Origin of the sequence: Micromonospora sp. NBC_00860, from assembly GCF_045207375.1 — a bacterium.
In the GTDB taxonomy this organism is placed as follows: domain Bacteria; phylum Actinomycetota; class Actinomycetes; order Mycobacteriales; family Micromonosporaceae; genus Micromonospora; species Micromonospora vinacea.
Map to the genome: position 1 here is coordinate 4,033,764 of NZ_CP108825.1, position 18,359 is coordinate 4,052,122.

Annotated in this window: 17 protein-coding genes; 12 read left to right on the forward strand and 5 right to left on the reverse strand. The window is 70.8% G+C overall.

Features of this window, described 5'->3' with window-relative positions; all coding sequences use genetic code 11:
* The first annotated feature begins 20 nt into the window (after positions 1–20).
* Positions 21–992 carry an AraC family transcriptional regulator gene (locus tag OH804_RS18410; protein ID WP_406058363.1) on the forward strand — a complete coding sequence of 324 codons (972 nt, stop codon included), beginning with the start codon at positions 21–23 and terminating at the stop codon, positions 990–992.
* 142 nt (positions 993–1,134) lie between these two features.
* Positions 1,135–3,360, forward strand: a complete 2,226-nt coding sequence (locus OH804_RS18415; RefSeq protein WP_406058365.1) for a hypothetical protein — start codon at positions 1,135–1,137, stop codon at positions 3,358–3,360.
* Positions 3,361–3,369: 9 nt separating this feature from the next.
* Here OH804_RS18415 and OH804_RS18420 read toward each other — a convergent pair whose 3' ends face one another.
* The gene (locus OH804_RS18420; protein ID WP_406058367.1) at positions 3,370–4,116 is read right to left on the reverse strand and encodes an SDR family oxidoreductase; all 747 of its coding nucleotides are present in this window, start codon (positions 4,114–4,116) and stop codon (positions 3,370–3,372) included.
* Positions 4,117–4,235: 119 nt separating this feature from the next.
* On the opposite strand from OH804_RS18420, the gene OH804_RS18425 reads away from it, so the two are divergent.
* Both OH804_RS18425 and OH804_RS18430 read left to right on the forward strand, forming a co-directional pair.
* Positions 4,236–4,886: a class I SAM-dependent methyltransferase gene (locus OH804_RS18425; protein ID WP_196921958.1), complete on the forward strand. Its 651-nt coding sequence runs from the start codon at positions 4,236–4,238 to the stop codon at positions 4,884–4,886.
* A gap of 316 nt (positions 4,887–5,202) precedes the next feature.
* Positions 5,203–6,333: an ice-binding family protein gene (locus tag OH804_RS18430; protein WP_406058369.1), complete on the forward strand. Its 1,131-nt coding sequence runs from the start codon at positions 5,203–5,205 to the stop codon at positions 6,331–6,333.
* Positions 6,334–6,507: 174 nt separating this feature from the next.
* On the opposite strand, the gene OH804_RS18435 is transcribed toward OH804_RS18430, so the two are convergent.
* Positions 6,508–7,038, reverse strand: coding sequence for an AAA family ATPase (locus tag OH804_RS18435; protein WP_196921956.1), 531 nt, complete (start codon positions 7,036–7,038; stop codon positions 6,508–6,510).
* Positions 7,039–7,209: 171 nt separating this feature from the next.
* Here OH804_RS18435 and OH804_RS18440 point away from each other — a divergent pair, with 171 nt between their 5' ends.
* Together OH804_RS18440 and prfH are read left to right on the forward strand one after the other, a co-directional pair.
* Entirely contained in the window at positions 7,210–8,397 is a 1,188-nt protein-coding gene (locus tag OH804_RS18440; RefSeq protein WP_196921955.1) for an RNA ligase RtcB family protein, read from the forward strand.
* Positions 8,394–9,008: a peptide chain release factor H gene (gene prfH, locus OH804_RS18445; protein ID WP_196921954.1), complete on the forward strand. Its 615-nt coding sequence runs from the start codon at positions 8,394–8,396 to the stop codon at positions 9,006–9,008. The genes OH804_RS18440 and prfH overlap by 4 nt, the downstream gene beginning before the upstream one ends.
* 4 nt (positions 9,009–9,012) lie before the next feature.
* On the opposite strand, the gene OH804_RS18450 is transcribed toward prfH, so the two are convergent.
* On the reverse strand, positions 9,013–9,918 hold the full coding sequence (locus OH804_RS18450) for an alpha/beta fold hydrolase (RefSeq protein WP_406058372.1): 906 nt from the start codon (positions 9,916–9,918) through the stop codon (positions 9,013–9,015).
* Between the two features lie 162 nt (positions 9,919–10,080).
* Here OH804_RS18450 and OH804_RS18455 point away from each other — a divergent pair, with 162 nt between their 5' ends.
* From OH804_RS18455 to OH804_RS18470, 4 genes are all read left to right on the forward strand, one after another.
* Positions 10,081–11,451, forward strand: a complete 1,371-nt coding sequence (locus OH804_RS18455; protein WP_406058374.1) for a bacterial Ig-like domain-containing protein — start codon at positions 10,081–10,083, stop codon at positions 11,449–11,451.
* Positions 11,452–11,474: 23 nt separating this feature from the next.
* A complete protein-coding gene (locus OH804_RS18460; protein WP_196921951.1) occupies positions 11,475–12,296 on the forward strand; it encodes a PIG-L family deacetylase in 822 nt (273 codons plus the stop codon).
* A 352-nt stretch (positions 12,297–12,648) separates the two neighbouring features.
* Positions 12,649–13,842, forward strand: coding sequence for an endo-1,4-beta-xylanase (locus tag OH804_RS18465; protein ID WP_196921950.1), 1,194 nt, complete (start codon positions 12,649–12,651; stop codon positions 13,840–13,842).
* Between the two features lie 190 nt (positions 13,843–14,032).
* Positions 14,033–14,374: a helix-turn-helix transcriptional regulator gene (locus OH804_RS18470; RefSeq protein WP_030333934.1), complete on the forward strand. Its 342-nt coding sequence runs from the start codon at positions 14,033–14,035 to the stop codon at positions 14,372–14,374.
* Positions 14,375–14,395: 21 nt separating this feature from the next.
* On the opposite strand, the gene argS is transcribed toward OH804_RS18470, so the two are convergent.
* A complete protein-coding gene (argS, locus tag OH804_RS18475) occupies positions 14,396–16,114 on the reverse strand; it encodes an arginine--tRNA ligase (protein WP_406058377.1) in 1,719 nt (572 codons plus the stop codon).
* Between the two features lie 342 nt (positions 16,115–16,456).
* On the opposite strand from argS, the gene OH804_RS18480 reads away from it, so the two are divergent.
* Both OH804_RS18480 and OH804_RS18485 read left to right on the forward strand, forming a co-directional pair.
* Positions 16,457–17,221, forward strand: a complete 765-nt coding sequence (locus OH804_RS18480; RefSeq protein WP_406058379.1) for a hypothetical protein — start codon at positions 16,457–16,459, stop codon at positions 17,219–17,221.
* 179 nt (positions 17,222–17,400) lie between these two features.
* Complete coding sequence (locus OH804_RS18485) at positions 17,401–17,913, forward strand: nitroreductase/quinone reductase family protein (protein WP_406058381.1); 513 nt, start codon at positions 17,401–17,403, stop codon at positions 17,911–17,913.
* Here OH804_RS18485 and OH804_RS18490 read toward each other — a convergent pair.
* Complete coding sequence (locus OH804_RS18490) at positions 17,892–18,275, reverse strand: hypothetical protein (RefSeq protein WP_406058383.1); 384 nt, start codon at positions 18,273–18,275, stop codon at positions 17,892–17,894. The genes OH804_RS18485 and OH804_RS18490 overlap by 22 nt on opposite strands.
* Positions 18,276–18,359 lie beyond the last annotated feature (84 nt).

An 18,359-nucleotide genomic window follows, 5' to 3' on the forward strand; every position in this document is an offset into this window, starting at 1 on the left:
AGCGTCCAGAAAAGGTGGGGATGGATCCGCTGGAGGATGTGCTGGCCCTGCTTGGCGCGACGAGCCACGTCTCCGCCGGCCTGGTCGGGGGCGGGCGCTGGGCAGTCGGTTTCGACCCACCGTCCGGGGCCAAGTTCAACGCCGTCCGGCGGGGCCGGTGCTGGCTGCGGGTCGACGGCCATGCCGAGCCGATCAACCTCGGTGCGGGGGACTGCTTCCTGCTGACCCGACCGGCGGCCTACACCCTCTTCAGCGACCCCGAGGTGCCGGTCGAGCCCGCGTACCCGATCTTCGCCGCCGCCACCGACGGTGTGGCGCACGTCGGCGACGGTGACGACGTGTTCCTCATCGGCGGCGCCTTCACGCTGGGCGGACGGGCGCGCAGCCTGCTGCTGGACAACCTCCCGCCGGTCATCCACGTGCCCGCCGACACCCCGGAGGCCGGTACCGTCCAGTGGGCCCTCGCCGAGATCGACGCGGAACTGCGATCGACGCGACTCGGCTCCCACCTCGTCGCCGAACACCTGGCGCTGATCCTGCTGATCCGGGTCCTGCGACTGCACCTGACCCGCGACGAACAGCCCACCACCGGGTGGCTGGCCGGTCTCACCGACCCGGTGGTCGCTCCCGCGCTACGTGCGATGCACGCGCGACCCGCGCACCCGTGGACGGTGGACGAACTCGCCCGGGCGGCCACCGTCTCCCGGTCGACGTTGGCGGCCCGCTTCAAGAAGGTCGTCGGGGTGGGCCCGCTGGAGTACCTGACCGGGTGGCGGATCGAACTCGCGGCGGACCGCATCCGACGCAGCTCCGACACGGTCGCCACCATCGCCCAGGCCATCGGATACGGCTCGGAGAGCGCCTTCAGCGTGGCCTTCAAGCGCACCACCGGCCTCTCGCCGCGGGCCTACCGCAACGAACTGGCGAAGGCGGGCCGAGACGACGTACCCGAAGCGACAAAGACCTCCGGTCGGGCCCTGCCTGGGCGGTAGCGCCCCGGCCCGCCGCGATTGAGGTCGTCTGGTTCGGGTAGACCCGGCTCTGCCGTCGGCGGCTCCGGCGTGGGAACGGGGCCGGGTCGCGCGGACAAGGGCTGTGAGACGCCTCGGGAGGACGTCGGATGGATCAGCGCGGTTGAGCGGGCCGGACGACTCCGGTGACGTCGTGGAGCTACGGGTGCACGGAGTCTCCGGCGCGAGCGCCGCGCAGGTGCTGGACCTGCAACAGACCGGGCAGGTCGCCGGTGACCGCAGTGGCGGGTTCTACCGGCCGCGCCCCCGGTGCTCGGACACCACCGGTGTGCGCGGTGTGACGTTGGAGGCGTACCGCTGGGGTGACCTGCCCTCCGGGACCGTGGCCCGCACCCTGGCGGTGGTCTTCCTGCTCCCCTTCATGCTGGTCAACGTCGCGATCTGGATGCGCCCGGCGAACCCCGGATCCGGGGCGGCGGTCAAGTCCCTGTGCCGGGTGCTGGCGCTCACGCTCACCGTGCTGTACGTGCTCGCCATCGCCGGCGTGGCAGTGGATCTCGTCGGTTGGGGGTGCCTGGCCTCACCGGACTGCCTGGCGGGACGTAGTTGGTTGTCCTGGTTGGGTGGGCGGCCGACCGGTCAGCGACTGGCGGTGCTCGCGCTGGTCCCAGCCGCCGCGATCGGCCTGATCTGGCGGGTCAGTTGCCGTCCGGGGAGGACCTTCGAGGCGTTTCGGGCACCCGATGATGACGGCTCCGCGTCTCGGCTCGGGACGATCGGTCAGTGGGACGCCGAGCCGCTGGTGGGCCGGTTGCGGGCCATCCACGTCGCGGCGGCCTTCGCGACGCTGGACCTCGTCCTGCTCCTGGCCCGAGGCGCGAGTGACGCCTCGGCGGGCACGATCGCCCTGACGGCGATCACGGGCGTGATCCTGGCGGGCTGCGTGGGGGTGCTCTGCACACCGCCGCTGATCGACCGGGACCCCGGCGACCAACGGCTCGACCGGGTCACCCGCACCCTCCGGACCACTTCCGTCATCCTGACCGTGGCCGTCGTGGCGTACGTGTCCACCAGTTCCCAGCCGTGGACGCAGGAGCACGGGCTCCCCGGTTATGACGCGACTCTGGCCGGCCTCTTCGTGGCGCAGACGGCGCTGTTGGCCGCCCTGGGCGTGGTGCTGCTCTGGCACCGGCGCCGAGAGCGCGACGCCACCCCGCTGTTCGGGTTGGGCGCTCTCGTTGTCGCCGCCACCGGGATCAGCATGGCGGTGGCGTACTCCGCCGAACTGGTCTACCGGGTGGCGGACTTCCTGGACCGCGACGTGCCGACCGGCGACGGCATCGCCTCCGGCCCGCCCCGGGCCTACACCTGGGCGATCTACGGCTTCTTTCGGGCCCTGCTGATCACGGTGGTCGTCTCCGGCCTCGTCGTCCTGATCTCCCGCCGGAGTCGACGCCGGGCCGCGGCGGCGATAGTCGCGCGCGACTTTCCGGACCCGCCGGCCGAGGCGGGGCCCCGACTTCGGCAGGTCCGAGACGCGATAGCCCGGGCTCGCTTCACCGAGAAACTGGTGCCGCTGGCCGTGCTCTACGGCTGCCTCACCGGACTCGGGACGGCCACCACCACCATCGGTCTGCTGGGGCAGGTCCCGAGCGACGTCATCGAGCGGAACGTGAGGTTGCCGGCGGACGCGGTCACGTTCGGCATCGCGTTCGGTAGCTGGGTGATCGCGGCGATCATCCTCGGCCTGATCATCGGCGGCATCTTCGCGTACCGGACCGAGCCGTACCGCCGGCACATCGGTGTCCTCTGGGACCTCGGCACCTTCTGGCCCCGGGCCGCCCACCCGTTCGCGCCGCCCTGCTACTCGGAGCGGGCCGTGCCGGAACTGACCCGCCGGATCACCTACCTCGTCGAGCGCGGCGACGCGGTGCTGCTCACCGGGCACAGCCACGGCTCGGTCCTGCTCGCCGCCACGGTGCTCCAACTGCCGCAGCAGGTCGGCGACCGGGTCGCCCTGCTCACCCACGGGTCACCGCTGCGCCGCCTCTACGCACGGCTTTTCCCCGCCTACGTCAACGACGCGGCACTGCGCGAGATCGGTCGGCGGGTGGATTGGCGCTGGGTGAACCTGTGGCGCGACACCGACCCCATCGGTGGCTGGGTCTTCTCCCCGCGTCCCGCGCCGGCCACCAGCGGTGACCCGGCCGCCGCTGTGGATCGTCGACAGCGTGATCCCCGCGACGTGGTGACACCCCCCGGCGACAGCGTCGCCCCACCCATTCACGGGCACTGGACGGGCGAGTCCGACGAACCGTTCACCGAGGCGGTACGGGAGTTGGTGCAGCGCCTCGGCAGGCGGGGCGGCCCGACCGGGACGACGGGGTAACGGGCCGGCTCACTGTCCCCGGGTACGCCAGTCGTCCAGGCTGGTGCCGGCGACGCGGGCGCCATCGGCAGGGACGAGCGAGCGTTCGCCCAGCTTGGCACCGAAGTACCGGGCGTCGGGGTCGGCCACCACCGAACGACGGTCCTGCTGGCCGGCGAGGAGGGATCGGCCCAGCTCGTCGAGGCGGAACTGCTCCGGGCCAGCGACCTCGACCACGGAGTTCGTCGGCGCGCTGAGCACGACCTCGGCCACCGCTGCCGCGACGTCGTCCGCGGCCATCGGCTGAATGAGCACCGGCGCGAGGTGCACTGTGTCACCGTCCGTGCCGGCGTCGATGATGCCCCGGAGGAACTCGAAGAACTGGGTGGCGTGCACCACCGAGTACGGCATTCCGGAAGCGACGATGAGCTTCTCCTGGGCGACCTTCGCGCGCATGTACCCGCTGTCCGGGATCCTGTCGCACCCCACGATGGAGAGCGCCACGTAGTGGTTCACCCCGGCGTCCGACGCGGCGGCGAGGAGCGTCCGGGTGGACGTCTCGAAGAACTCCAGCACGGCGGCGTCCTCGAACGACGGCGAGTTCGACACGTCGACGACGACCTCGGCGCCGGTGAGCGCGTCGGCCACTCCCTCGCCGGTCAGGGTGTTCACGCCGGTCTTCGGCGATGCCGGCACCGCCTCGTGGTCCTGGGCGCCGAGGCGGTCCACCAGCTTGGAACCGATGAGGCCGCTGCCCCCGATGACGACGATCTTCATGGTCGAACCACTCCTGTCTGCACTGGATTGAGTCGTGCTGCCAATCAGTAAGACGGAAAGCGTGCGCGGATGCAGGACAATCGGCGCAGAGCAGTTCAACGAAAGATCAGGAGGTCGACGTGGCCACGGTGTCCCACCCCGTGTTCGCCCGGGTGTACGAGCGCCTCAGCGTTGCCATGGACCGCGCCGGCACGGCGGCGTTCCGGCGGGACCTGGTCGCCGGCCTGTCCGGCCGTGTGATCGAGATCGGTGCGGGCAACGGACGGATGTTCTCCCACTACCCACCGGGGGTGACCCAGGTCGTCGCTGTCGAACCGGAGCGGCGTCTCCGTGCCGCTGCCGAGCGCGCCGCGGCGGACGCGCCGGTTCCGGTCACTGTCGTCGACGGTCTGGCCGATGCGCTGCCCGCCGGTGACGGCGAGTTCGACGCGGCGGTGGTCGCGTTGGTGTTGTGTACCGTGCCCGATCAGCCGAGCGCGCTGGCCGAGATCAGCCGGGTGCTGCGCCCCGGAGGCGAGGTGCGGTTCTTCGAGCACGTGGCCGCGGAGGAGACCACAGGTCTGCACCGCGCCCAGCGAATCGTCGACGCCACGCTGTGGCCGAGGCTGTTCGCCGGCTGCCACACCGGCCGTGACACCGTCGCCGCCATCACGGCGGCCGGCTTCGAGGTGGAGGAGCAGCGCCGCTTCCGTTTCCCGGCCACCAGCAACAGCCCATCCTCCCCCTGCGTGCTCGGCCGTGCGATCAGGCCACTCCCCACGGGCCGCTAGGCCGAGATCCGCTCGGTGGCCCGGTCGCACGCCCGCCCGATACCCACGGGACCGGCGAACGCGAACGCGAACATCAGTCCAATTCAGATAGACAGGCGTGGGTTATTGTCCTGATTTACCCCCATTGGAACACCTGACGTGATGTGGTGGTCAGCGCGCTTATCGGCGCCGTACAGGCCGTATCACGCAGGACGCCACTCGCTGGCCGTCTCCTGCGAGTAGTACCCACGGAGGGTGTTCTGTGACAGCTAAACCCACACATTGGCTACGGCGGCGAGTTGTCCTGCCGTCGCTCGCGGCTGGCGCAGCCGCCACGGTGGCAGCCAGCCTGCTGCTCTTCAGCTCGACCGCCGCCAACGCGCAGGAAGCACCGGTCAACCTGGGGACGGCAGCCGACTTCTCCGTCCTGGCCGGGGCGGAGCCGACCAACACCGGCCCCAGCTTCCTGGCCCAGAGTCTCGGGCGGTTCCCCGGAGTCACCTCGTCCGGATTCGAAACGGCAACCATCGGCGGCGAGGTGCACCTCGGTGACGCTGTCGCGCTCCAAGCTCAGAGCGACCTGACCATCGCCTTCAACGACGCCGCCGGCCGAACCCCGTTCACCAACCTGCCGGCGGAGTTGGGTGGCAACACGCTCAACGAGGGGGTCTACCGGATCGGGGCCGCCCAACTGACCGGACCGTTGACGCTCAACGGTCAGGGCGACCCGTCGGCCGTATTCATCTTCCAGGTCGACTCCTCGTTGACGACGGCGTCGAACAGCAGCGTCGTGCTGATCAACGGAGCGTCGGCCTGCAACGTCTTCTGGAAGATCGGCAGCTCGGCGACGATCGGCACCGGCACCACCTTCGTGGGCACCATCATGGCTCAGGCCGCGATCACGATGGCCACGGGCGCGACCCTCCAGGGCCGCGCGCTGGCGCGCACCGAGGCCGTCACCCTCGACACCAACGTCATCACCGCACCGATCTGCGCCGGGCCGACAGGCCCGCCCGGACCGACAGGCCCGCCTGGGCCCACCGGCCCACCCGGCCCGTCCGGCAGCCCCGGCGCACCCGGCAGCCCTGGCGCACCGGGCAGCCCCGGAGCACCCGGAGCCCCCGGCGCACCCGGCAGCCCGGGAGCACCCGGAGCCCCCGGCGCACCCGGTAGCCCGGGAGCACCCGGAGCCCCCGGCGCACCCGGTAGCCCGGGAGCACCGGGTAGCCCCGGCGCACCTGGTCCGTCCGGACCCCCCGGAGCGCCCGGAGCGCCCGGAGCCCCCGGCAGCCCCGGTGCGCCTGGCAGCCCTGGCGCACCCGGCAAACCTGGTGGTGGCGGCAAGCAACCCATCCTGCCGGTCACCGGAGGCGGTGTGGTCCCGGCCATGACCGGCGTCGGAGGTGTGATGGTCGTCCTGGGTGCTGTCGCGTTCCTCCTCGCCCGGCGTCGACGCCTGGAGTCCTGATCGGTGGCCCGGCCGGTGTGATCCCGGCCGGGCCACGTCACGTCGTCGGCCCGCTCCCCACCGGAGCGGGCCGACGACGCATTCACCATGGACGGTCAGCCGATGCGCACCACGTAGGTCTCGCGCGCTGCCGGCCTTGCCCTGCGGCGGCGCGAAGTCCGACGTCCACTCGCCTCACCGGCGGGGCAGCCCGCTCAGCCAGACGTCCAACTCCGCCGGGGAACGCAGCAACACCACGGGCGGCGCGGACCGGTCGGCCTGCCAGGCCCGCATCCGCCGTCGGGCCCGGCCGAACGCGGTGACGTGCCACACCAGGATCGAATCCGGGGACAGCACGCTGCTCAGCGACTCGCGGTTGCCGTTGCAGATGACCTCGCCCGTGACCACACGGCGGACGGTGCGGCGGAGCAACCGTCCGAACGAGCGCCATCGTGGATAGTCTAGGCCGACGACCAGGTCGGCGCGGGCCATCGGGACGTCCCGCCAGCCGTGGTACGCCCCATCGATGATCCAGCGGTCCCGTCGGCAGATCTCCTCGATCCGGCTGCGCTGCTGGGCGACCGGCACCTCGACCCAGCCCGGCTGCCAGAGCAGGTCGTCCACCGGATACCAGGGCAGGCCGAGGTGTTCGGCCAACCGCGCGGCGAGGGTGGACTTGCCGGAGCCGTACACCCCGTAGACCAGGATGCGACGCGGTGCGCTCATCGCGGCAGCGTACGTCGTGAAGGAAAATCAGTTGTCGTGCCCGGCGCGCCTCGGCCAGAGTGACGTCCATGACGTACTGACGGACACCACACCTGCTCCGCGCCACCGGTGATGCCTCCCGGGGGCCGTGACGCCGTCCGTTTTCACGTTCGCAGCCAGAGATGAGCCTCCTTGTCCCAGCACCACCTCCCTCGGGAGCCCCTGCCCCCGTCCGCCCCGGCCACCGTCACGGTGTTCGCCTCTCCCGCGAGCTGGATCGAGTCCGATGCGCTCGCGCAGTGCCAACAGGTCGCCGCCCTGGACGGCATGCGGCACGTCGCCGCGATGCCGGACCTGCATCCCGGCAAGGGCGCGCCCATCGGCGCGGCCATGGCGTCGACAGTGCTGTACCCGTTCCTGGTGGGCTCCGACATCGGCTGCGGCATCGCCGTGTTTCCGATCAAGCTCAAGCGGGCCGTACCGGAACGGCTCGCCGCCCGGTTCCCCGACCTCGACCAGGCGCTCGACCCGGTACGGGACGCCGACGACCCCGCCTGGGCCGCCGTCGACGGTGACGTTCCGGCCGGCCACCTCGACGGTCTCGGGACGGTGGGCCGGGGCAACCACTTCGTGGAGCTGGCCCGCGTCGACACCATCCTCGACGTACGGCACGCGGGCCGGCTCGGCCTCGACGCGGGCGATCTGGTGCTCATCGTGCACAGCGGTTCGCGCGGTCTGGGCGAGCGGATCCTGCGGGCGCACACCGAGGTCCACGGCGCCGGGGCGGCTCCCGATCCCGCCGCCTACCTGGGCATGCACGACGAGGCGGTGCGGTGGGGTTCGCTCAACCGCCGGGTGCTGGCCGCCCGGGTGGCGCACGCGTTGGGGGCCGAGCCCACCGCGCCGATCGTCGACCAGTGCCACAACCTGGTCGAGGTCCGGGACGGGGTCTACCTGCACCGCAAGGGCGCGGCGCCGGGTGACGGGCGCGACGTGCTGATCGCCGGTACCCGGGGAACGCCCTCCTACCTGGTGGCCGCACACGCCGGGCCGGACGCCAACCACTCGGTGGCCCACGGAGCTGGCCGCAAGATGTCGCGCGCCGACGCCCTGCGGCGGGGCCGGGCCAAGCACACGGTCGAGGAGCTACGCCGTACCCCGGTGGGGTCGCTGGTGGTCTGCGGTGACCGGCAGCTGCTCTTCGAGGAGGCGCCCACGGCGTACAAGCGCATCGAGCAGGTGATCACCGACCTGGTCGCGCACCAGCTGGCCACGCCGGTGGTCAGCACGACGCCAGTGGTCACCTACAAGACGCCCGACCTCGGGTCCGCCGCACGACCGGACCGGCGGGGCCACCGCGGCCGGCGAGGCCGGTCGTGAACGCGTTCCTGCTGCTGTCCGCCGGGCGCGGGCCGCAGGAGTGCGCCTGGGCGGTGAGTCACCTGCTACGCCGCCTGCGGGACGAGGGCACCCGCCGAGGTCTGACGGTCCAGCAGGTCGAGGCGGTGCCCGGTGACCGCACCGGCACCTACCGGTCGGTGCTGATCCGTATCTCCGGCGCTGACGCCGAGGCGTTCGCGGCCACGTGGACCGGGACGCTGTGCTGGCAGGCCCCCAGCCCGTACCGGTCGGGCGTCGGCCGGAAGAACTGGTACGTCACCGCCCAGCCGCCCGAACGCGACGCCCGGCCCACGACGTTCCGCGAGGCGGACGTCGACATCGTCGGCTGCCGTACCGGCGGGCCGGGTGGTCAGCACCGGAACAAGGCCAGCACTGCGGTACGCGCAACCCACCGTCCGTCTGGTCTGGTGGTCGTGGTGGACGAGGAGCGGCAGTTCAGTCTCAACCGCCGGATCGCCCTGGACCTGCTGCGCCACCGCATCGAGCACGGCGACGAGGAGGCGCGGCGTGCCGTCACCGCCGCCCGGTGGCGCATCCACGACGGGCTGGTTCGCGGCGATCCGGTGCGGGTGGAACGGCCGACGCCCTGACGACTCAGACCTCCAGCACGGCGTCCGCGAAAGCCTGCGGCGCCTCCTGCGGCAGGTTGTGCCCGACACCGCCCCCGACGGTCCGGTGCTCGTACGGGCCGGCGAACTGCTTGCCGTAGACGGTGGGCTCCAGGTGCGGCGCTCCGTTGGCGTCCCCCTCCAGAGAGATGCTGGGCACCGTGATCTTCGGCTTCGCGGCCAGACGCTTCTCGATCTCGTCGTACTGCGGCTCGCCGTCGGCGAGGGCCAGCCGCCAGCGGTAGTTGTGGATGACGATGTCGACGTGGTCGGGGTTGTCGAACGCCGCCGCGCTGCGGTCGAACGTCGCGTCGTCGAACGTCCACTGGGGCGAGGCGGTGTGCCAGATCAGCTTGGCGAAGTCGCGCCGGTTCTTGTCGTACCCTTCGCGACCGCGCTTGGTGGCGAAGTAGTACTGGTACCACCACGCGAACTCCGCCTTCGGCGGCAACGGCACCGTGCCCGACTTCTGCCCGTCGATCAGGTAGCCGCTCACCGAGACCAGCCCCCGGCAGCGTTCGGGCCACAGCGCGGCGACGACATCGGCGGTGCGCGCGCCCCAGTCGAACCCGGCGAGTTTCGCGGTGTCGATCTTCAGGGCGTCCATCAGGGCGATGAGGTCGAGCCCCATGGCCGCCGGTTCGCCGTTTCGCATGGTGTCGTCGGAGAGGAACCGGGTCGTGCCGTAGCCCCGCAGGTACGGAACGACGACCCGGTGACCGGCGGCGGTGAGCAGCGGTACGACGTCGGCGAAGCTGTGGATGTCGTAGGGCCACCCGTGCAGGAGGATCACCGCGTCCCCGTCGGGTGGCCCGGCGTCCACGTATCCGACGTTCAGGACTCCGGCCTCGACCTGTCGCAGGTCGGTGAACCCGCCAGCGGCCTTTGCCATCGACTTCTCCCCGCGTCCGAACCTGCTCGGAGGTGCTGATCACGGCCGAATCTAGCGACCGGCCCGGAGCCTGAGCACCGTTCACACAAGGACCCCTCGGGGGATGCCGAACTGGGTAGGATGCCAGCTCCGACGAGCCCAGTGGCGGCGGAAGGTGATCCGGTGACACAGACCGAGGAGCGCCCCGGGGTCCCGCTCGCCCCCTTCTCGCGCTACGGCATGGCGAACTTCGCCCGGTCCAACAGTCAGGCGGGGCAACAGCTCTACCTCGCCGCGAGCATCGGAAACGATCCGACCAGCTGGACCGCTGTCAACGACGGGCAGGCGGTGCTCCGGTCCACCAGGGGCATGCACGCAGTTCGCGACCCGTCCGTCGTCCGCTCCCCGGCGGGGGACCGGTTCTACCTCGTCGCCACCGATCTGAACGTCGATGGCTGTGCGTACGGGTGGCAGGGCTGGGACTGGGCGCAGAGCGGCGCGAGCCGGCACATCGAGGTGTGGGAGTCCACCGACCTGCGGACCTGGTCCGAGCAGCGACACGTGCTGGTGGCCCCGGAAGAGGCAGGCATGGCGTTCGCCCCGGAGGCCATCTGGGACGAGTCGATCGACGCCTACGTCGTCTACTGGACCTCGTCGATGTATCCCCCCGGGACGTACTACACACCTGATCGCACCGATCCGCGTGGCCGCTTCCCGGTCACCCGGAACCAGACCCTCTACTGCACCACCCGGGACTTCGTGACCTTCACTCCGGCACGGGTCATGAGTGACCGCCCCCACCACGGGACGCTGGACGCGGTGATCATCCGGGACGACACCGACGGGTCGTACCACCGTTTTGTCAGCGACCGCACGTCCACCGGTGTCGGGGTCACACCGTACGTCCCGTCGTGCGGCTCGGAGGACATCTACCAGGAGCGGTCGTCCTCCATCCTCGCTCCTGCGGAGGAGTGGGAACTGGTGGCGAGCTGCATCACCCACCGGGCGATGAACACCACCTACGCCGAAGCGCCGATGGTGGTCAAGGCCAACCCCGGTGACGTACGCGGGCCGGGCTACTACCTCTGGGCCGACCAGATCTGGGCCGGGTCGCCCTCCGGCAACCACCTGGAGGAGCAGCTGCACCCGTACTGGAGCGCAGATCTCGCGTCGGGCGACTGGACGCCCGTCGACTGGAGCCGGAAACCCGAATACGACCTGGCGGACGGCGTGCTGCGGCACGGGAGCGTCTTCGCCCTCACCCAGGCGGAGCACGCCGCGATGCGGGGTGCGGACCCGACGAGCGTCGCGGTACGGACGCCACCGACCAGGACGACGTACGCCGTCGGCGAGCCCCTCGACCTCACGGGTCTCGTGGTGACGGCCGACTACACCGACGGGGTGCGGGACGAGGTTCTGGCGCACGGCCACGGCGGGTACACGGTCTCGGGGTACGACCTCACCACCGCGGGGGCGCAGACCGTCATCGTGTCGTACTCGGTGGTCGGGGTGACGAGGACGGCCTCGTTCCCGGTGCAGGTCGTGGGGCCGTAACCGGATGACCGTAGGGTGATGGCATGGCTGAGCGACCTCTGACCCTGATGGCGGTGCACGCCCACCCCGACGACGAGGCGACGAGCACCGGCGGCGTCCTTGCCCGCTATGCCGCCGAGGGGGTCACCACAGTGCTGGTGACCTGCACCGACGGGCGATGTGGGGACGGCCCGGGTGGGGTCAAGCCGGGCGAGGAGGGGCACGACCCGGCGGCCGTGGTGGCGATGCGCCAGGCCGAGCTGGAGGCCAGCTGTGCGACGCTGAACGTCACCCACCTGGAGACCCTCGGCTACGCCGACTCCGGAATGATGGGCTGGCCGACCAACGACCTGCCCGGCGCGTTCTGGACGACGCCGGTGGCGGACGCCGCGGCCCGGCTCGCGGAGCTGATCCGGCGGTACCAGCCGGACGTGATCGTCACGTACGACGAGAACGGTTTCTACGGCCACCCGGACCACATCCAGGCTCATCGGATCACCATGGCCGCCGTCGAGCAGACGGACGTCCCGGCGAAGGTCTACTGGACCACGGTGCCGCGTACGGCGTTCGCGGAGTTCGGCCGGATCATGAAGGAGCTCGGCGTCGAGTGGGCCGAGCCGGACGCGGCGGAGCCGCAGCTCGGCCTGCCGGACGACGAGATCACCACCTGGGTCGACACCAGCAAGTACGGCGCGCAGAAGTTCGGCGCGCTGGCCACCCACGCCAGTCAGACCGAGAACATCTTCTTTCTGCAACTGGGCCAGGAGCGGTTCACCGAGCTAATGGGCATGGAGACCTTCCTGCGGGTCCGGGACCGGACCGGCTCGCCGACCCCCGAGGACGACCTCTTCGCCGGCCTGCGCTGACCATTCTTCCGTAGCGCCACCGGGCATCGTCGACCACCGGGTCGGCGATGCCCGTTGGCGTGCGCCACGACGACCTCACCGCCCGAACCTCGCCGGTCGCCGGTCGCCCGTCGCTGGTCGTCGAAAGTTTCGGCCGCGAGCGGCGCAGCACCCCGCAGGTCATGTGATGAATTTCCGGAAGTTTTCGGCGTTGACGCCCAGACATAGATCGGCTTAACGTTTCGAACAAGTTTCCGGTTTCCGGCCGGAACTACCGGCAGCACCCGACCCCGCCCACACCCCCGTCCGTCAACACCGGACCCTCACCTCCTAGATCGACATTTGTCTATTGATCGTCTGGAAGGGAAGGCACATGAAGTTGAGACAGTGGTCGACAGTCGGCCTGGTCGCCGTCGCGACCGTCGCAACGCTGAACACGGTGCCGGCCACCGCGAGTCGGCCGTACGACCCCACGACGCAGAGCCTCGGCACCCTCGGCCTGCGCCACGGCCTGCACGTCGGCACCGCGGTGAGCATGGATGCCCTCAACGACGCCAGCGACCCGCAGTACCGCAAGCTGGCCTCCACCGAGTTCGCGTCGGTCACCGCCGAGAACGTGATGAAGTGGGAGAGCCTGGAGCCGACCCGCGGCACCTACAACTGGGCACCGGCCGACCAGTTCGTCGAGTTCGCCAAGCGCAACCGGCAGAGCGTGCGCGGCCACGTGCTGGTCTGGCACAACCAGTTGCCCGCCTGGTTGACCAGCGGCGTCGCCGACGGTTCCATCAGCAAGCAGGAGTTGCGCGAGCTGCTGCGCAAGCACATCACCACTGTCGTCAACCGCTACAAGGGCAAGATCTGGCAGTGGGACGTGGTCAACGAGGCGGTCAGTGACCCGTGGGACACCCCGTCGACCCTGCACTACAAGGGCTTCTGGGCGCAGAACCTCGGGCCCGGCTACATCGCCGACGCCTTCCGCTGGGCGCGGGCCGCCGACCCCAAGGCCCTGCTGTTCTACAACGACTACAACATCGAGGCGTTCGGCTCGGGTAACCCGGCGGACGACAAGACCCAGTTCGTGTACGACATGACCAAGAGCCTGCGCGCCCAGGGTGTGCCGATCGACGGCGTCGGCTCCCAGGGCCATCTGGGCACCCAGTACGGCAACTTCGACACCCTCCAGGTGACCGCCGCGCTGAAGAAGTTCGCCGGGCTCGGCGTCGCTACCGCGTTCACCGAGGTCGACGTCCGCAGCCAGCTGACAGAGGGCGTGCAGGCGGGCAACTCGGAGGAGATCAACCCCCGGCTACAGGCGTCGGCCGCCAACTTCAGCGTGCTGATGAAGGCGTGCCTCGCCGTGCGGAGCTGCCTGTCGTACACAGTCTGGGGTTTCAGTGACAACCATTCGTGGGTGCCGGGCTGGTTCGACGACCCGCCGGAGGGCCTGGCCACCATCTACGACGAGAACTACCAGCCCAAGCGGGCGTACCAGGAGTTGAAGTCCGATCTGATCTTCGCCGGGCCGCCGTACGTCCTGCCCCGCATCGCACCCAAACCGCGCCGCTGACGCACAGGGCCGTGTGGAGCTTCCCGAAGCTCCACACGGCCCCTGTGGCCACCACGGACGTCGACGTTCGACTCACGTTCGGCGGTTCCGTCGCGCCATCCGGACGCCATCGGAGGACTGGTGCCGGATCTGCCGGTTTATTGATGGTGTTGGTGTCACTATGGCAGGCGTGGGAACTGCGAAAACTGCCATGCCTGCGATCTCGCCGCTCACCGGCGATCCCATCAAGCGGGCCGATGCCGAACGGCTAGCGGGGGTGCTGAAGGCCTTCGCCGATCCGGCGCGACTCCGGTTGCTCAGCCTGATCCAGTCGGCGCCGGAAGGTGAGGCGTCCGTGAGTGACCTCACCTCGGCGCTCAACCTCTCCCAGCCGACGGTGAGTCATCACCTTCGGATCCTCACCGAGGCCGGCCTACTCGAACGCGACAAGCGTGGGGTCTGGGCGTACTACCGCCTGGTGCCCGCCGCCATCGCGCAGATTGCCGACCTGTTGACGCCGCCCCGGAAGCGGGCCACGAAGAGGGCCCGCTGACCGGGCCGGCAGGCGGGCTCGTCACATCCGCTCCAGCGTGCGGATGCCGAGCAGGTGCAGCCCCTGCCGCAGGGTCCGGGCGGTCAGCTCGGCCAGCAGCAGCCGGCTCTCCCGCAGCTCGTCCGGAGCACGCAACACCGGGCAGCGCTCGTAGAAGGCGTTGAATGCGGTCGCGAGCCGGTGCAGGTACCCGGCGAGCTGATGAAACTCGAGACTCCGCTCCACCTCGCCGACCACCGCGGCGAAGCCGAGCAGCTCGACCGCGAGCGCCCGCTCCGCCGGCTGCGCGACAACGATGGGCGCGTCCGGCCGCGCGGCCGTCCCGGCCCGCCGCAGCACCGACCGGATCCGGGCGTACGCGTACTGGAGGTAGGGCGCGGTGTTGCCGTCCAGCGCCAACATCCGCTCCCAGTCCAGGACGTAGTCAGTGGTCCGGTCGACGGACAGGTCGGCGTACTTGATGGCACCGATGCCCACCGCGCGGCCGATCTCGTCGGCGGTCCCGGCGTCCAGATCCGGGTTCCTGCTCCGGGCCAGGTCGGTGGCACGGGCGACCGCCTCCTCCAACAGCCCCACCAGCTTCACCGACTCACCGGCCCGGCTGCGCAGCATCCGCCCGTCGGCACCGAGGATGGAGCCGAAGCCCAGATGCTCGGCCCGGGCCGGCGGGTTGAGCCAGCCGGCCTCCTCGGCGACGGCGAACACCATCGCGAAGTGCTGCCGCTGCGGTAGGCCGACGACGTACAGCAGCCGGGTAGCGCCCAGCTCGTCGACGCGCTGCCGCAGCGCGGCGAGGTCGGTGGCCGGGTAGCCGTACCCACCGTCGCTCTTGCGCACGATCAGCGGCAACGGCTCGCCGTCCCGGCCGGTGAACCCGGGCGGGAAGACACAGTCTGCCCCACCGCTGGGCAGCAGCAGCCCCAGCCGGTCCAGGTCGTCGACGACGCCCGCGAGCCTGTCGTTGTAGGCGCTCTCGCCCCGGAAGTCGCCCTCGGACAAGGTCACGTCGAGCAGGTCGTAGACGGTCAGGAAGTACCGCTCCGACTGCGTCACCAGCAGCCGCCACAACCGCCGGGTCCGCTCGTCGCCGCCCTGCAACGCGACCACCCGCAGCCGCGACCGTTCCCGGAACGCCTCGTCAGCGTCGAACTTCGCCCGGGCCGCCCGGTAGAAGGTGTCCAGGTCGCCCATCGACAACTCGTGCGCCGCTCCGGCTTCGCCGACGTCGGCCAGGTGCTCGATCAACATGCCGAAAGGTGTCCCCCAGTCACCCAGGTGGTTGACCCGCACCACCCGGTGCCCGAGCCATTCCAGCAGCCGCACCGCCGCGTCACCGATCACGGTGCCGCGAAGATGCCCAACATGCATCTCCTTCGCCACGTTCGGTGCCGAATAGTCGACCACCACGGTCTGCGGTGCGGCAGCCGACGGCACGCCGAGCCGGGCGTCGCCAGCCAGCCCGGAGACCATGTCGGCCAGTGCCCGGTCGGCAACTGTCAGGTTGAGGAAACCCGGCCCGGAGACCTCCGCCGACACGCAGATGTCGTCGAGCACCGCGTGCTCCAGCACCGCGGCGGCGATGTCCCGCGGCGGGCGGCCGAGCCGCCGGGCCAGCGCCAGCGCCGCGTCGGACTGGAAGTCCGCACGTGGAGACCGCCGCACGAGCGGGTCGACCGGGCCGCCGGCCACCGCCGCGAACGCCGGCGCCAGCCGGTCGGACAACAACTTTTCAAGATCCATGGGTACGCCGATCTCGCTCGGACCCGCGCTGTCACGCGAGCCGTTGACGGGGAGATACGGGCGGACCGAGGACGACCAGCGAACGACCGGCGGCTCGATCCGCCGGTCGCAGGAAACAGGTCAGCGCGGGCGGGCGACGGATCGCCGGCGTCGCCCCGCACCGACCTGGACGTCAGACGCCAGTCCGGTGCACAGAGCGATCACGCTGGTCATGCGGGACAGCGTAGCGGCCCGGCCGACGCGATGACACAGCGATTCCCGGTGGTCCGGTCGATGCCCGAGGCGTGGTCGTTTCGTTGGACACCGGGCAGGGAACTGCCCAGGGACAGACGAGGGGTGACGATGAGCCGATACACACCACTGCCGGTGACCCGTACGCGACGCGCGCTCGCGCTGCTCCCCCTGCTCGGCGCCATCACGCTCGCCGCTGCCTGCACCACCAGCGAGGATCCGCCCGGCTCGGCCCCGGCGACCACCGCGCCGGCCGCCCCGTCGGCGTCAGCGCCCCCGACAGACCCACCATCTACGAGCGCGAGCACCCCGGTGACCATCCCGACCTCGGCCTTCGTCGAGTTGCCCGCCGAGCTGCGGAAGTCTCCCCGGCGGACGACGCCCGTCGAGGAGGCCCTGCCGAAGCTGTGTGGCAACGAGTTCGGCACCGGCGGCCGGCAGGTCACCGCGAGCGCCGCGATGACCGTCACCTACCAGAAGGCCGGCGAGCCATCCAGCAACGTGCCGCAGGGGATGATCCACCAGACCATCTTCACCTTCGACGGCGACGGCGCTTCGGGTTACCTGGGCCGTCTCCGCACCGCAGTGCAGACGTGCCCCTCGTACGACCAGTCCGGATACCGCGTCATCGTCAAGAGTCAGGCGCTGCCCGGGGTCGGCGACGAGGCGCTGCTGCTGACCCGGACCTGGCCCGAGACGAGCCTGAACGGCGATCGCACCGGCGGCACCGCGTCCAGCCAGATCGCCGTGGCCCGGGTCGACAGCACCGTGACGGTCTTCGACGACCAGGGGTGGGAGGGCGCCAGCGGCAACCCCGCCATCCTGGACCGGGTCGTGCGCGACGGCGTCCGCGCCATCGACGCCTGGCAGCGGTAGCCCGCCCGCCACCGAAGCTGGGCTTCCACCGATCGGTTCGATCCTCGGTCGAATCATGGACACCCGGACGCGAGTCGCGCTCCCACCGGAAGACTTGAGGATCACGGTCCACAGTGGGTGCGGGGAACTGCGGCGGCAGCCCGCCGGGCCGTCAGCCTTGGTCGGTGGAGGAGGTCGTCATGTCGGACGCTCAGGGAACGAAGGCACCGTGGCTCCCGCCGCGGTGGTTCATCCGGCTGGCCTGGTCGGTGCACCGGGGCCTGTACCGGGTCTCCGGCGGCCGAACCGGGCTGTGGCGACCCCGCGAGACCCGCTGGGGCACCCTGCGGCTGACCACGACCGGACGCCGCACCGGCCAGCAGCGCAGCGTCATCATCGCCTACTTCGAGGATGGCCCGAACCTGGTCGGCGTGGCGATGAACGGCTGGGGTGAGGGCGCCCCCGCCTGGTGGCTCAACCTCCAGGCACGACCGGACGCGTCAGTCGATCTGGTCGACGGACGGCGGCTGGTGCGCGGCCGCGTCGCCACCGACGGCGAGCGGTCACGGCTGTGGCCCCGCTGGCGCGAGGCCGACAAGAACTTCGACGCCCACGCCGCACGGCGATCGTCGGAAACCACAGTGGTGGTGCTGGAGCCCAGATCGGATGGCGACTACTCCCCAACGCCAGATCAACTGCCGAACGCGAGGTAGAGACCCAGGCCGAAGTTCACGACCAGGATGATCGCGCCGACGACGGCGAACCAGCGCTGCCACGCCGTCCACCGGACCGTCCGCTGGGACTCGACGATGCCCGCCTCCTCCAGCCGCACCGCCGCGATCCTGTCCCGCTCGCTGGCGTCACGGCGGCCCGCGGTCACGTTGGCGCTGAGCAGGGTGACGTTGCCGCGGAGTTCCTCGGCGAGAGCCCGGAGCGCCTGCGTCATCGAGTCGATCGAGCCGTTGATCCTGCGCAGGTGCTCATCATGCCCCTGTAGACGTTGCTCGATCCGCCCCGCGTCGAGCCCGCGGGCGTAGGCGGCTGCCATCTCCTCCGCGTTTTCCGGGCTTGTCATCGCGGGTCCGTCGGCCACGATGACGCTGCCCCTGTCCCGCACTCGGGCGAGACCTCCGTAGCCGTCCGGTGGTAGGGCCGCCGC